General features: G+C 45.7%; 11 protein-coding genes. 9 read left to right on the plus strand and 2 right to left on the minus strand.

Annotation, left to right across the window (positions count from 1 at the left end; all coding sequences use genetic code 11):
- The first annotated feature begins 534 nt into the window (after positions 1-534).
- From KHS38_RS04510 to KHS38_RS04530, 5 genes are all read left to right on the plus strand, one after another.
- A complete protein-coding gene (locus KHS38_RS04510; protein ID WP_213487315.1) occupies positions 535-1,638 on the plus strand; it encodes an endo-1,4-beta-xylanase in 1,104 nt (367 codons plus the stop codon).
- Positions 1,639-1,657: 19 nt separating this feature from the next.
- Positions 1,658-4,555: a glycosyl hydrolase 115 family protein gene (locus tag KHS38_RS04515; protein ID WP_249665273.1), complete on the plus strand. Its 2,898-nt coding sequence runs from the start codon at positions 1,658-1,660 to the stop codon at positions 4,553-4,555.
- 236 nt (positions 4,556-4,791) lie between these two features.
- The gene (fsa, locus tag KHS38_RS04520; RefSeq protein ID WP_213487316.1) at positions 4,792-5,457 is read left to right on the plus strand and encodes a fructose-6-phosphate aldolase; all 666 of its coding nucleotides are present in this window, start codon (positions 4,792-4,794) and stop codon (positions 5,455-5,457) included.
- 81 nt (positions 5,458-5,538) lie between these two features.
- Positions 5,539-6,384, plus strand: a complete 846-nt coding sequence (locus tag KHS38_RS04525; RefSeq protein ID WP_213487317.1) for a transketolase — start codon at positions 5,539-5,541, stop codon at positions 6,382-6,384.
- Positions 6,385-6,494: 110 nt separating this feature from the next.
- Positions 6,495-7,451: a transketolase family protein gene (locus KHS38_RS04530; RefSeq protein WP_213487318.1), complete on the plus strand. Its 957-nt coding sequence runs from the start codon at positions 6,495-6,497 to the stop codon at positions 7,449-7,451.
- A gap of 68 nt (positions 7,452-7,519) precedes the next feature.
- Here the strand turns inward: KHS38_RS04530 and uxuA are convergent, their stop codons facing one another.
- Entirely contained in the window at positions 7,520-8,716 is a 1,197-nt protein-coding gene (gene uxuA / locus KHS38_RS04535) for a mannonate dehydratase (RefSeq protein ID WP_213487319.1), read from the minus strand.
- Positions 8,717-8,761: 45 nt separating this feature from the next.
- On the minus strand, positions 8,762-10,330 hold the full coding sequence (locus KHS38_RS04540; protein WP_213487320.1) for a GH39 family glycosyl hydrolase: 1,569 nt from the start codon (positions 10,328-10,330) through the stop codon (positions 8,762-8,764).
- A gap of 243 nt (positions 10,331-10,573) precedes the next feature.
- On the opposite strand from KHS38_RS04540, the gene KHS38_RS04545 reads away from it, so the two are divergent.
- The 4 genes from KHS38_RS04545 to KHS38_RS04560 all read left to right on the plus strand — a co-directional run bounded on the left by KHS38_RS04545 (position 10,574) and on the right by KHS38_RS04560 (position 15,401).
- Complete coding sequence (locus KHS38_RS04545) at positions 10,574-11,605, plus strand: LacI family DNA-binding transcriptional regulator (protein WP_213487321.1); 1,032 nt, start codon at positions 10,574-10,576, stop codon at positions 11,603-11,605.
- Between the two features lie 55 nt (positions 11,606-11,660).
- On the plus strand, positions 11,661-12,698 hold the full coding sequence (locus KHS38_RS04550; RefSeq protein ID WP_213487322.1) for a LacI family DNA-binding transcriptional regulator: 1,038 nt from the start codon (positions 11,661-11,663) through the stop codon (positions 12,696-12,698).
- A gap of 82 nt (positions 12,699-12,780) precedes the next feature.
- On the plus strand, positions 12,781-13,932 hold the full coding sequence (locus KHS38_RS04555; RefSeq protein ID WP_213487323.1) for an MFS transporter: 1,152 nt from the start codon (positions 12,781-12,783) through the stop codon (positions 13,930-13,932).
- A gap of 71 nt (positions 13,933-14,003) precedes the next feature.
- Positions 14,004-15,401, plus strand: coding sequence for a DNA/RNA non-specific endonuclease (locus tag KHS38_RS04560; protein ID WP_213487324.1), 1,398 nt, complete (start codon positions 14,004-14,006; stop codon positions 15,399-15,401).
- The last annotated feature ends 42 nt before the right edge of the window (positions 15,402-15,443 follow it).

Consider the following 15,443-nt stretch of genomic DNA (forward strand, 5'->3'; position numbering starts at 1 on the left):
CAAAAATTTATTAAATCGATTGCATAAGTGAATTAAACACACACAGATTGAATAGATAAAGTAAATACCTGAGCATAATGGTAAATTTTAAGTTTAGTAAATTGGTTATATCAACTTTGGTTGTTTGTAAAAGGCATGGTAAATCGCTCACCTACCTTTTCATTTATTTCAAAGAGTGTATCTAATTGGTTTCAAAGGCTAAAGTAGAAAGAAAAAATAAAAATGCAATCGATTGCAAATAATTATTTAAAATTCTGTATACGATGCGTTTTCATCTTACCATTACTACAAGGTTTTCGTTTGAACATAATCTAACAGAATTAAATCTTCAATTTAATGTCTGTAACAGAGCTTGGTAATAATTATATTTTTAGCAAAAAGATATTAAACTATTTTACTCATGATCTTCTCTTTACTCAAAGAAAATTACTGCATTTTATAGTTTGTTATACTTGCGAAAGTCAGTATTACTAATAAATTTGCAATCGATTGCAAAATATCTAGTATTTGCAAAACCAATTAATCTATAGAATTATGAGAAATAGCGCCTTAAAACTGGGGTTTCAGTTTGTGGCCTGTGCCATAGCAAGCTATTGTACCACGCAAACTGCATTAGCGCAAAAACTTGCCGGCAAAGGTCTGAAAGATTATTATAAATCTTATTTCCCTATTGGCGTAGCTGTTGCCCCGCGCAATCTTAGCGGCGAGGAAGGCAGGTTTATTGTAAAGCAATTCAACAGCCTTACCCCCGAGAATGCTATGAAAATGGGGCCAATACACCCACGCCCAAACCAGTATTACTGGCAGGATGCAGATTCCATTGTCAGCTTTGCACGGCATAACGGGCTACGGGTACGTGGCCATAACTTATGCTGGCATGAGCAAACACCGGATTGGATATTTAAAGACAGTACCGGCAAACAGGTTAGCAAACAGGTTTTGCTTCAGCGTTTACGAGATCATATCCATACCGTTGTAAAACGCTATAAAGGTAAAATATATGCCTGGGACGTTGTGAACGAGGCTATTGACGATAACCCCAATAAATTTTTGCGCAACTCGCTGTGGTACCAGATATGCGGCGAGGATTTCATTGCCAAAGCTTTTGAATACGCTCACGAAGCCGACCCAAAGGCCGTTTTGTTTTATAATGATTACAACACCGAGCGCCCCGAAAAGATGGAGCGTGTATATAAACTCCTTAAAAAACTGGTGGATGCCAAAGTGCCCGTTCATGCAGTGGGTTTGCAGGCACACTGGTCGTTACAGGAACCCTCAGGTACAGAGTTACGCAACACAATTGAAAAATTTGCCTCGCTTGGCTTAAAGGTACAGATCACGGAAATGGATGTGTCCATTTACCCTTGGGAAAAGGAACGCCGCCCATTGCACCCCGGCGAAAAAGGTGAACTTACGTCCGAATTAGAGCAGAAGCAAATAGCTAAATATAAAGAGGTGTTTGATATTTTACGGCAGTATAAAAAGGTAATCACCGGGGTTACCTTCTGGAACGTATCCGACCGTTATACCTGGCTGGATGAATATCCGGTACAGGGGCGTAAAAACTTCCCGCTATTATTTGATACCAACCTGCAACCCAAAAAGGCTTATTATGAAGTCGTCAACTTCAAAAGGTAAACCTCAACTCAGAAACCTGATGATACAACTACTAACCAAGCCATTTATTAATCGCATTGTTTGCAAAGCAGCCAGTGCTTTTGCCATGATAGGCATTTGCACAACGGCTTTTGCAATGGGTGAGCAACCTTATGTTTCGGATAAGGCCAGCACGGGTGCTTTTGCCTTATCAGCGGCAGGTAAATCGGCACCTATATTTGTAAGCCCGGCAGATTATAAAGGTGTGATACGGGCAGCCAAGGATCTGCAAACAGACATTACCTCGGTAACTCAGGCCGAGCCACTTTTATCTACAAATACCATTACAGGCAAGCAAGTAGTACTGATTGGTACAATTGGAAACAGTACGCTGATTGACCGCCTTATTCAGCAGAAAAAATTGAATGTAGCCGGTATTAAGGGTAAGTGGGAAACCTTTGTACTGCAAACTATCAGCCACCCAATGCCGGGGGTTGATAAGGCACTCGTGATTGCCGGTAGCGACAAGCGGGGTACTATATACGGTATTTATGACCTATCAGCCCAAATTGGAGTATCGCCCTGGTACTGGTGGGCAGATGTACCGGTTAAACAGCAAAAAAGCCTCTATGTGTTGCCTGGCCGCCATTCGCAGGGCGAACCTGCTGTAAAGTACCGTGGCATATTTATTAATGATGAAGCGCCGGCGTTTTCGGGATGGACAAATGAGAAGTTTGGCGGCTTTAACCATAAAGTATACACCAAAGTATTTGAACTGATCTTGCGCCTGAAGGGCAATTACCTTTGGCCTGCTATGTGGGGCAATGCCTTTAATGATGATGATTCGCTGAACCGGCCACTGGCTGATGAGTACGGCATTGTAATGGGCACATCGCACCACGAACCTATGGACCGCGCCCAAACTGAATGGAAACGTTACGGTAAAGGTGAATGGGATTATAATAAAAATGGCGAAGTACTGCGCAACTTTTGGCGCAAAGGTATACAGAACATGGGCACTGCCGAAACCATCGTAACTGTAGGCATGCGCGGCGATGGCGATATGGCTATGGAAGAAGGCACCAACATTGCCCTACTGGAAAAAATAGTGGCCGACCAGCGCAAAATTATTGCCGATGTAACCGGCAACCCCGCTGACCAAACGCCGCAATTATGGGCGCTTTATAAAGAAGTTCAGGAGTATTACGACAAAGGTATGCGCGTGCCTGACGATATAACCTTACTGTTGTGTGATGACAATTGGGGCAACATCCGCAAGCTACCCGCACTGGGCGAAAAACCACGTAAAGGAGGCTACGGCATTTATTATCATTTTGATTACGTGGGCGATCCGCGAAATTACAAATGGCTTAACACCAACCCCATCAGCAAAGTATGGGAGCAAATGCATCTGGCTTATGAATATAACGCCCGGCAGGTATGGATTGTGAATGTGGGGGATTTGAAACCCATGGAATACCCCATCTCCTTCTTTTTGGATTATGCCTGGAACCCCAATAAATGGCCGGCAAGCCGGGTGCAGGAGTATACCCGGCTGTGGGCTAAGCAACAATTTGGTGCAACATACGCGATACAAATTGCCGATATCCTGTCTAAATACACCAAATACAATGGCCGCCGTAAGCCAGAAATGCTCGATCAGAACACGTATAGCCTGGCAAACTTCCGGGAGTTTGAAACAATTGTAAACGACTATAATAAATTGGAAGAGCAGGCACAAGCTTTATACAAAGACATACCCAAACAATACAAAGACGCTTATTACCAACTGGTGCTGCACCCGGTACAGGCTTGTTCAAACCTGAATGCCATGTATTATGCCGCTGCCAAAAATCACCTATATGCCAGTCAAGGCCGTGCGGCTACAAATGATATGGCACAGCAGGTAAGAGATTTATACGTCCGCGATGCAGAAATATCCAGATACTATAATACCCAATTAGCGGGTGGCAAATGGAACCACATGATGGATCAAACCCATATTGGTTACACTTACTGGCAACAGCCAGATTCGAATAAGATGCCGGAAGTAAAAACAATTAACATTCCGCAAAAGGCCGCGATGGGTGTTGCTGTACAGGGCTTAAATGAGTGGTGGCCTAATTCATCAGCGCAAGCGGCTTTGCAGCAGTTCAACCTGTTGCAGCAGCAGCCACAATATATCGAGGTATTTAACCGTGGTAAACTGCCAATAAAATATTCGGTAAGTACGGCTCCGTGGATAACGGCTACGCCACAAAGCGGCACTATAGATCAGGAGAACCGCTTATCAGTTAGTATTAATTGGCAAAAGGTACCAGTGGGTACCCAAAGCGGAACTGTTACCATCAAAGGTTCCGATGGCAGCAGCATATCGGTTAACGTACCTGTTAGCACGATCAAAAATGCACCGGGCATTGGCTTTTTACAAAACAACGGTTATGTATCAATCGAAGCAGAACATTACAATAAGGCCGTCACAACACCGCAAATTAAATGGTTAACCATACCAGACTATGGCCGCACGCTATCCGGCGTAACCCCCTACCCGGTTACCGCCCCGTTACAAAAACCCGGCGGCAATAGCCCCCACCTGGAATATATGGTAACCCTGGCCGACACCGGCAAGGTTTACATCCATGCCTACCTATCGCCCACTATTGATTTTACGCATAATAAAAGCTTGCAATACGCCATTTCTGTTGATGACGAGCAGCCGCAAATATGCAACGTAAATGCAGCCGCTAACCAGCAAGTATGGAGTAAGGCCGTGGCCGAAAACATAAACATTTTGGTATCAGAACACCACATTGCCAAAGCGGGTATGCATACAGTTAAGTTTTGGATGGTAAGCCCAGGTGTAGTATTGCAAAAGTTGGTTCTGAATATTAACCACCGTTTACCGGCCAGCTATTTAGGTCCGCCTGAGAACTATCGGGTAACTACAATTAATCAGTAAAAATTCACTTCAAAAGCCTTGTTCCATCAACTGATATACTTCAGTGACAGAACAAGGCTTTTTGACTTATCAGTCTACAAACCGTTACCTATCAAAGCTGAACACGTTAATGCAATCGATTGTATAAATTGTTTAGGTAACATTCAAAAAATATTGCATTTTTACTGCGTATCGGGGCCTAAGGGTCTATTTCAACGTTCAAACAGTTTATCACATTCATAAACAAATAATTAATTATGAAATTTTTCATCGACACGGCCAATTTGGCCCAGATCCGGGAAGCGCATGACCTGGGTGTGCTGGACGGCGTAACCACCAATCCATCACTGATGGCTAAAGAAGGTATTACCGGCCATGATAATGTTATTGCCCATTACAAAGCCATCTGCGAAATTACCGATGGCGATGTAAGCGCCGAGGTGATCTCTACCAATTATGATGAGATGATTGCCGAAGGTGAGGCTTTAGCTGCCCTGCATGAGCGTATTGTGGTTAAAGTGCCTATGATTAAAGATGGCGTAAAAGCAATCAAGTATTTTACACAAAAAGGCATCCGTACCAACTGTACGCTGGTATTTTCGGCTGGTCAGGCTTTGCTTGCTGCCAAAGCAGGGGCTACCTATGTGTCGCCGTTTATTGGCCGTTTAGATGATGTATCAACCGATGGTTTGCAACTAATCGAAGATATCCGTTTAATTTATGACAACTACGGTTACGAAACCCAGATCCTGGCTGCTTCCGTACGCCATGCCATGCACATTATCAACTGCGCTAAAATCGGTTCCGATGTAATTACCGGTCCGCTTTCGGCCATTACCGCTTTGTTAAAACACCCGCTTACCGATAACGGTCTGGCCCAATTCCTGGCCGATCATGCCAAAGCTGCAGAGCAGGGAAAATAGTTACAGGTGTGGAGAGCAAGGAAAAAGGCGCGGTATATCAAGCACTCTTCGCTCCTCCTCAATTAAAATTAAATTCAATCAATGACACAAGATATTCAAGAGCTTAAAGGCATAGCTTCGCAGGTACGCCGCGATGTGGTGCGCATGGTGCATGGCAGCCAAAGTGGCCACCCGGGCGGTTCATTGGGCTGTACCGACTTTTTGGTAGCCCTTTACTTTTCAGTAATGAAACACGATCCATCCTTTAACATGGATGGCGTTAATGAAGACCTTTTCTTCCTTTCTAACGGGCATATTTCGCCGGTATTTTATTCTGTATTAGCCCGCAGCGGTTATTTTGGCGTTGCCGAACTGGCTACTTTCCGTAAACTGGATTCGAGGTTACAGGGCCACCCTACCACACACGAACATTTACCGGGCATACGCATTGCATCCGGCTCATTAGGTCAGGGCTTATCGGTAGGTATTGGCGCAGCTTTAAGCAAAAAGCTGAACGGCGATGACCGCCTGGTGTTTACCCTGCACGGCGACGGCGAGCTGCAGGAAGGCCAGATTTGGGAAGCTGCCATGTTTGCCCCGCACAACCGTGTAGACAACCTGATTGCTACTGTAGATGTAAACGGCCAGCAAATTGACGGCCCTACCAAAGTGGTACTTTCACTGGGCGACCTGCACGCTAAGTTCGCGGCTTTTGGCTGGGAAGTTATGGAAATGAAGGGTAATGATATGGCTGCGGTTGTTGAAGGCCTGCAAAAAGCCATTGGCCTTAGCGGCAACGGTAAACCGGTAGTTATTTTAATGCAGACCGATATGGGTGCCGGCGTTGATTTCATGATGGGATCGCATAAATGGCATGGTGTTGCCCCTAATGATGCCCAACTGGAGCAAGCCTTAAACCAACTGGAAGAAAGCCTGGGAGATTATTAAGAGTTAGTTATACGTTGTGAGTTGTCAGTTATCTGTGTTTTACAGATGCTGCCTGCTTCATAATCACCATACCTACTCACAACAGACACCCCATAACACAACAGAAACAAATGACCAAGTATACATATACAGAAAAAAAAGATACCCGCTCGGGTTTCGGTGCAGGCTTACTGGAAGCCGGTAAACGCAACCCTAAAGTGGTAGCCTTATGTGCCGACCTGGTGGGCTCATTAAAAATGCAGGATTTTATCAATGCTTTTCCTGAGCGTTTTGTTCAGGTGGGTATTGCCGAAGCCAATATGATGGGCATTGCAGCCGGTTTAACTATTGGCGGCCATGTGCCGTTTACCGGTACGTTCGCCAACTTTTCTACAGGCCGCGTTTACGATCAAATTCGCCAGTCCATCGCTTATTCAGATAAAAACGTAAAAATCTGTGCCTCGCACGCGGGTTTAACGCTGGGCGAGGATGGTGCAACCCACCAGATACTGGAAGATATTGGCATGATGAAAATGCTGCCGGGTATGACCGTAATTAACCCTTGCGATTATAACCAAACCAAAGCTGCCACCATTGCCATTGCCGAGCATCATGGCCCGGTTTACCTGCGCTTTGGTCGCCCGGTGGTGCCTATCTTCACCCCTGCCGATCAGGTTTTTGAAATTGGCAAAGCCTGGATGGTAAGCGAAGGTACCGATGTAACCATCGTAGCTACCGGCCACCTGGTATGGGAAGCCATACAAGCCGGCGAGCAGCTGGAAGCAATGGGCATCTCGGCCGAAATTATCAACATCCATACCATTAAACCGTTTGACGAAGAAGCGGTATTACGCTCAATAGCCAAAACCGGCTGCGTGGTAACTGCTGAGGAGCATAACCGTTTAGGCGGTTTGGGTGATTCGGTAGCACAAGCACTGGTTAAAAACAAACCAGCACCGCAAGAATACATAGCCGTAAATGATTCATTCGGTGAATCGGGTACGCCTGAACAACTGATGACCAAATACGGACTGGATGCCAAGCACATTGTGGCAGCAGCACAAAAAGTAATTCAGCGTAAAGGTTAATCTCAACCTAACGTCAATAAAAAAAGCCGCTTTGAAAGCGGCTTTTTTTATTGACGTTCTTTGCAATCTTAACCGTCAAATAAAGTACGCTTGATACCCATTTCCAGCCCACGCAGTTCGGCCAAGCCTTTAAGGCGGCCAATTACAGAGTAACCGGGATAAGTATCGTAATTATAATCATCCAGCAGTTTATGGCCATGATCGGGACGCATAGGTATGGCAACATCAGCCCGGCCGCTATCCTGACGCTTTTTTTGCTCCAGAATAATATTCTTCATAACGGCATACATATCCGTACTACCGTTCAAATGATTGGCCTCGTAAAAGCTGCCATCAGCCTCGCGCTGCACGTTGCGCAGATGTAAAAAATGGATGTGCTGCCCCAGGCGCTTTATCATACCCGGCAAATCGTTACTGGGATTAGCACCTAATGAACCGGTACAAAATGTAATGCCATTACTTGGCGATTGGCAGGCGTTCACCACATCTGTCAAATCCTGCTCGGTGGATACCACCCGCGGCAGCCCCAAGATAGAAAACGGCGGATCATCCGGGTGTACGCACATTTTAATACCTAACTTTTCTGCATCGGGTATAATGGCTTGTAAAAAGTAAGCCATGTGTTGCTTCAATACCTGCGAATCAATATGCTCGTACTTTTTCAAATACTCTTTAAATTCGGCTATCGTAAACACCTCATCGGTACCCGGCAGCCCGGCCATGATAATGTTGGTGAGCTTGTCTTTCTCGTCGTCGCTTAAACTATCAAAATAAGCCTTGGCGGCTTGTTGCTGCTCTGCGCTAAATTCGTTATGAGCCTCCGGGCGTTGCAAAATGTACAGATCGAATGCGGCCAGTGCAGCAGCATCATACCGGAGAGCCGATGCATTGTTGGGCAGGCGATAGTCGAGGTTGGTGCGTGTCCAATCGAGCACAGGCATGAAATTGTAACACACCACACTTAAACCTTCGGCAGCCAAATTTTTAAGGGATTCGATATACTTGGCTATGTATTCATCACGCTCGGCAGATGCTATGCGTATGCTCTCGTGTATATTCACGCTTTCCACTACCGACCATCGCAATCCGGCAGCCTCTATAATAGCTTTGCGCTTTTTTATCTCTTCGGGTGTCCATACCTCGCCGGCTGGTATATGGTGCAGGGCAGTAACAATGCCTGTAGCACCTGTTTGCCTGATGGCGCTCAAGGTAACCGGATCTGACGGGCCAAACCAGCGGAATGTCTGTTCTAAATTACTGATCATAGATTTATTTCAGGTGAATGGTGGTATACAATCAATGGTTTACGATTATTTAATGGGATCAACCGTTACCAGATAAACATCGTTCTGGCGCATTGAGAATGTCTTTTGCAAGGCGCCGGAACTACCAACTACTACAGTAGCTATGGATACCGGCCTACCGCTGTTTTCGGCTTTAATACGTGCCACTTGCTCCCGCGTTAGCTGCGAAGGCGTACCTAATTTACGATAGGTACCATAAGCATCATTAACTCCATAGCCGGTTTGATACACCATCACTCGGTACCTGCCATTTTTTAAACCGGTTAATTTAAGGGTAACAGCGGGCAAGGTTTTAGCAGGCAGGTCGCGCTTGTAATATACCTGGTTGTTAGTTGAATCGCCGGGATGATCTATGGTGCAGTTCCAGAACAGCGCCTGCACCCCGCCCTGCTCATTTTTACAGATATAGGAGGATGAATCTGCGTTGTTCAGTTCGGTAGTGCTTAATTTATTCAGAAAAGAGAAAGCATAATAAGCCGGCTTTTTAATATCCTGATAGTTCATCAAACCAAAGCCACCATGAAACGGCGTTGCACGCGGACCGGCTTCTTCAAAAATATCCGTAAACGTCCAATACGAAAGGGAATTGACGGCCGGGGCCGCCAGCTTAACGGTATTTAAAATATAAGCTGCTTCCTGGTAGGTATCATGTATCGGGTCGGATGGTGTGTAAGAGGAGCTCCATTCCGTATAATGCAGTTCCAGCTTAGGCAATGCCGAAGCGGCAATTTCCCTGCGTGAGTGGTGCATATTGTTAGCTACCGAATTTTTATTGGGATTGATGATGGTACCTACATTACCTGTTACATCCAAAAAGCCTTGGGTAACGCCATAATCGTGCGTGCTTATAAAATCAATGGGCACTTTGTTCTGCACACAAAAGTTAATTGTTTCGGGTATCCAGGCATTGCCTGCCGTGGCCGGGCCGCCCACACAATAGTCGGGCGATATGCTTTTGATAGTCCGGGCCGTCTCCTGATAAAGTTTAAAATAGTCCTGCTGTGTGCCGGCAAAAAATAAATCCTTCAAATTAGGTTCGTTCCAAACTTCAAAGTACCATTTGGCTACTTCGGCCTTGCCGTAGCGTTCGGTCCAGTGTTCTGTCAAGGCTTTGATAAGGCCGTTCCACTTAGCATAATCTTTTGGCGGGGTGATGTTTCCTTTCCACCAAAAAATGGTTTTATCGCCGCTGGCCAATGCACGGGGCATAAACCCCAACTCCACAAAAGGCCGTACGCGGATGCTTAACAGAAAATCAAACAACTCATCAATGTACTGCCAGTTATAAATGGATTTACCGGTCTTATCTTCCAGGTACACGCCCATATCGTCTGACAGCAAACCATGAAAGCGGATATATTCAAAGCCACAGTCCTGCTTAGCCTGCCGTAATTGCCGCTGCCAATCGGCACGTAAACCTTCATTCGCCCTCCCTGCCCCAACACAAAATTTAAAGTTTTGATTTAACCGGCCTTTAACCTGATTTACATCAGCCGAAATCATTCGGGGTGCCTGGGCTAATGCTGACAGCGAAGCTACGAGCAAAAAGGAGAGTAAAGCATGCCTGCGTTTCATCCTTAAAGAAAAAGTAAATGGTTTTATAAAGAAGTACCGGCGCAGTAAGCACCGGTACCTTGAGTTTAGTTTTATAATCGATTTGTGCTTCAAATATGCAAACAATATTCAGCATTCACAATCGATTGCAATAATTTTGATACATTTACTACTTAATTCGGCTATTGAACTTGCGCTAACGATAAGCTAAAAGGTTATAGCTATATTTAGCACTTCTAAAAAAGATCCGTTTTGATACCGCTCATGAGCGTACCCGAAAAAGAAATAACTATTTACGATATAGCCCGTGCGCTTGACCTATCACCGGCAACGGTAAGCCGTGCCCTGGCCAATCACGCAGCTATCAGTATCAAAACTAAAAAAAGAATTCAAGAAGCTGCCCAAGCAATGGGATACCGAACCAACCGGATGGCCAGCAACCTGCGCAAAAAGCGCAGCAACATTATCGGTGTTATTGTACCACGGCTCAACAGCAGCTTTATGTCGGATGTACTGGCCGGTATGGAGAAGGTGCTGAACCAAGCTGGTTACAATATCATCATCAGCCAGTCGTTCGAGACAGCAGCTAAGGAGATTACCAACGCCCAGGCCATGTACAACAACCGGGTAGACGGCCTGCTGGTATCATTAGCTTATGAAAGCCATCATACCAATCACTTTGATGCCTTTACACAACGCAACATTCCCATAGTGTACTTTGACCGTGTGCTTAAAGATGATCATAACCCCGGTGTAATGATCGACAATGTAAAAGCAGCTTATGCCATTACAGAACATCTCATTAAACAGGGTTGCCGGCAAATTGTACATGTAACGGCCCAGCACCTGCATAGCGTATACAAGCAAAGGCTGGAAGGTTTTAAACAAGCCCTGCTTGACAATAGCATGCCATTTAGTTACGATATGGTGCTCGGCAGCGATCTTACCTTATCGGGTAGTACGGAAATAGCTGATCTGGTTATGAACCTGCCCACACAACCCGATGGTATATTTGCGGCTAACGATGCCTGTGCGGTTAACTGCATTATGGGGTTAAAGGAAAAAGGCATTTCTGTACCACATGATATTGCCGTAGCCGGATTTAACAATGACCCGGTGGCCTGCATTAGCGAACCGAAACTGACCACTGTTAATTACGATGGTTATGCTATGGGCGAGGCATCAGCCCGGGTACTACTTAAACGCCTGAATAACCAGTATGATGCTACAACAGATAAAGAAGTTATATTACCGGCCGAACTGATTATACGCGGTTCCACTTTAAGAAATAAATAAGCAGGATTAGTATTTTACCTTTGCTTTTAAATTTAAACCAGAAGAATTAGCGCTGATGGATACACCAGAAAAAGAAATTACCATATATGATATTGCCCGGCACCTCAACATCTCGGCTGCTACGGTGAGCCGTGCGTTGATGGATCACCCGTCGGTAAACGTTAATACCAAACAAAAGGTACAGGAAACGGCTCAGCAAATGGGTTACCGCTCCAACCACCTGGCCAGTAACCTGCGCAAAAAGCGCAGCAACATCATTGGCCTGGTAGTAGGCAACCTGGACAGTAGTTTCATGACCAACATTATTGTAGGTATTGAAAAGGTATTGAGTGAAGCTAATTATAACCTCATCATCAGTCAATCGCTTGATAATATCGGCAAGGAAATAAAAATTGCCCGGGCCATGTACAATAACCGGGTAGATGGCCTGCTGGTATCTTTGGCTTACGATACCGAGAATGCTGAACACTTTGAGAGCTTCGTAAAACGCGGCATTCCGCTGGTATATTTTGACCGTATTTTTCCAGACAATAACTGCCCTGGTGTGGAAATAGATAACGTGAAGGCGGCATACGAAATTACGGAGCACCTGATACAGCAAGGCTGCAAACGTATTGTGCACGTTACGGCCTACCGCCTGAGCAGCGTTGCGCTTGACCGGTTTAATGGCTACAAGCAGGCGCTTTTAGATTACAATATTCCGTTTGATGAAAGCCTGGTGATTTACACCCACCTCGGCATTGAAGACGGTGTGCAGGCGGCCCAAACCATACTGGCCATGCCCAACCGCCCCGATGGTGTTTTTGCCATTAATGATGCCTCTGCCGTAGGCTGTATAAAAGAGTTGAAAAAAGCGGGCGTTAAAATTCCGGATGATATTGCCTTTGCAGGATTCAATAACGACTCGATAGCCAGCATTGTAGAACCGGGACTAACCACCGTAAACTACAAAGGTTACGAAATGGGCGAAATGGCTGCGCAAATACTGGTTGATAAGCTGAACAACAACTATACGCCTCCGGCTGGCAACAAACTAATTTTGAAATCTGAATTGGTAGTGCGCGAGTCATCCCAGAAGAAAAAGCGCAAATAGGCGGTACAGCTAATTGCGGCTTGACGGACAAGGACGGAATAGTACAGGTAGCTTTAGGCGGTAATAGTTACCTTTGCCATCAATGACAGAAGAGGTTAGCAACAAATCACCGCAGGCATTACGCATAGGTTGTGCCGTATTCTTTTTTATTTCGGGCTTTGGATATTCCTCGTGGGCATCGCGCATCCCTACCCTGCAGCAACAACTGCATTTAAACGAAGCGCAGCTGGGTGCGGTGTTGTTTGCATTACCTATCGGCCTGATGCTTACCCTACCCATTACCGGGCGCTTGCTGAGCCATTATGCCAGCCGCACCATCATGATTATAGGTGCGCTGCTTTTTAATGCGGTACTATGCTTTTTGGGCTTTGCAACGGCGGTTTGGCAATTGGTGCTTATGCTGTTTTGCTTGGGATCGGCACGCAACCTTCTTAACTTATCGGTAAACGCACAATCGGTTAGCGTGCAGTCGCTTTATAGCAAATCTATCATTACCACTTTTCATGGCATCTGGAGTTTGGCGGGCTTCGCCGGGGCAGCGGTAGGCTACCTGATGGTTAAAATGAATATACCGGCCACCTATCATTTGCTTGCTGCAGGCGCAGTATTGGTAGTGGCATCTTTATACTTTTACCCTTATACCTTTTACCAGAAGCCGGTAAATACCGGCCCTAAACCCTTACTGCTGCTGCCCGATAAAAGCATGCTCAAATTTGCCCTTATCTGCTTTGCCAGCATGGCTTGCGAAAATACCATGTACGATTGGAGCGCGATTTACTTTGAGAAAGCCGTACATGCAAGCAAAGCGGCATCAACCGCAGCCTTTGTGGCTTATATGGTAGCCATGACCGCAGCCCGCTTAACCGGCGACAAGCTGGTAAACCGCATTGGTATCAAAGCCATGCTTAACTATAGTGGCTGGCTTATTTTAGCTGGTTTACTGCTGGCTGTATTACTCCCCTATACCATCACTGCGGGTGCAGGCTTTATGCTGGTGGGGCTGGGCGTAGCATGCGTAGTACCGCTGGTATTTAGCATTGCAGGCAAATCGGCTACATTGAGTAGCGGGGCTGCTATTGCTTCTATATCTACCATCGGTTACCTTGGCTTTTTGGTGGTACCGCCATTTGTTGGCTTTGTGGCACAGGCGGCTGGATTGCAATGGTCGTTCGGCCTAATTGCGTTGCTGGGCGGACTCATGATCTGGATGGTAAGTAAAATTGAGGAAGAGTAGAACTTACAAATTGCTTTCCTGTCAAACAAAAACTAATATTCTTATCGTTATAAGCTTACATTCACCTGTACATGAAACTGAATCGCTTTTATACCTACTGCTTACTACTTTGCCTTATCATTATCAATGGCTGCTCTTGCAACCGGCAACAAAACGGCAATACTACATCCGGCCAGCAAAGTGAATATGCAAACGAAATACTGCTGAGGGAAGATTTTGAAAATGCTACAAAGAAAACGTATGCAACCGGCAAAGTAAACTTTAGCAGCGGCACCTGGAGCCTTACTGATGCGCTTACAGGCACATCGGCAGCTGATGCTAAAGAAGGTAGCCAGTCTGTTCGCCTGCGCGAAAAAGGACAGCTCAAGATGAGCTTTGATGTGGATGGTGCATCAAGTGTAAGCATCAAACATGCCGCTTATGGCAAAGGCAGTTCCAACTGGGAGCTACGCATGTCGGTTGATGGCGGGCGCACTTTTAAACAGGTAGGCGATGCTGTACAAACCAGCGGGCGTGAATTGCAAACAGCTACTTTTACTGTAAACCAGCAAGGGCCGGTACGGTTCCAGATACGTAAAACTGCAAGCAATAAGAGCCGCATCAATATTGATGACTTTATTATTTACCGGTACAATGCCCAGCACACACCGGCGGCAACACCGATAGCACCAAGCAACACCGCCAGTACAGACACCACTTATGATAACCTGCTGTTAGGCAACCCCAGCAATGCAGCCACCAATAGTACAGACAATTACCTGATGGCTACCCCTTATTACACGCTGAGCTATAATTGCAGCAAGGGAGGCCCCAATTGGGTGAGCTGGTACGTAGGGAAAGTTACTTTAGGCGATGCTGAGCGGGAAAACGATTTCAGGCCCAATGCCAAGCTGCCGAAAAGCTGTTATCTGGTATTGAATACCAGCTACCAGGGAAGCGGTTTTGAGCGTGGCCACAACTGCCCGTCGGCCGATAGAACCAGTTCCACAGCGGCTAACTCGGCTACGTTTTTGATGACCAACATGATTCCGCAAGCGCCAGCTAACAACCAGCATACCTGGGGTAACCTCGAAAATTATGAACGCCTGCTGGTTAAGCAAGGTAACGAGGTTTATGTGATTATGGGCAGCTACGGTACCGGCGGCTATGGTACACGCGGCTACCGTACCACTATTGATAATGGCCATATACAAGTTCCGTCACAAATTTGGAAAGTGATTGTGGTAATACCCGATGGCAGTGACGATCTGCATCGTATCAACCAAAACACCCGTGTTATTGCTGTTAACACCCCTAATAATAACGGCGTTGATGCAAACTGGACCAAGTACATCTGTACCGTTCGGGATATTGAAAAAGCAACTGGCTACAATTTGTTATCCAAATTGCCAAAATCTGTCCAGGATGCTATTGAAACTAAAAAAGATGCGGGTATTGATGCAGATGACGCTTACATTATGAGATTTTAACGCCTATTCGTTTATATGCAGTAGTTATTTGCGTAAACAAAT

Origin of the sequence: Mucilaginibacter sp. Bleaf8, assembly GCF_018390515.1 — a bacterium.
In the GTDB taxonomy this organism is placed as follows: Bacteria; Bacteroidota; Bacteroidia; order Sphingobacteriales; family Sphingobacteriaceae; genus Mucilaginibacter.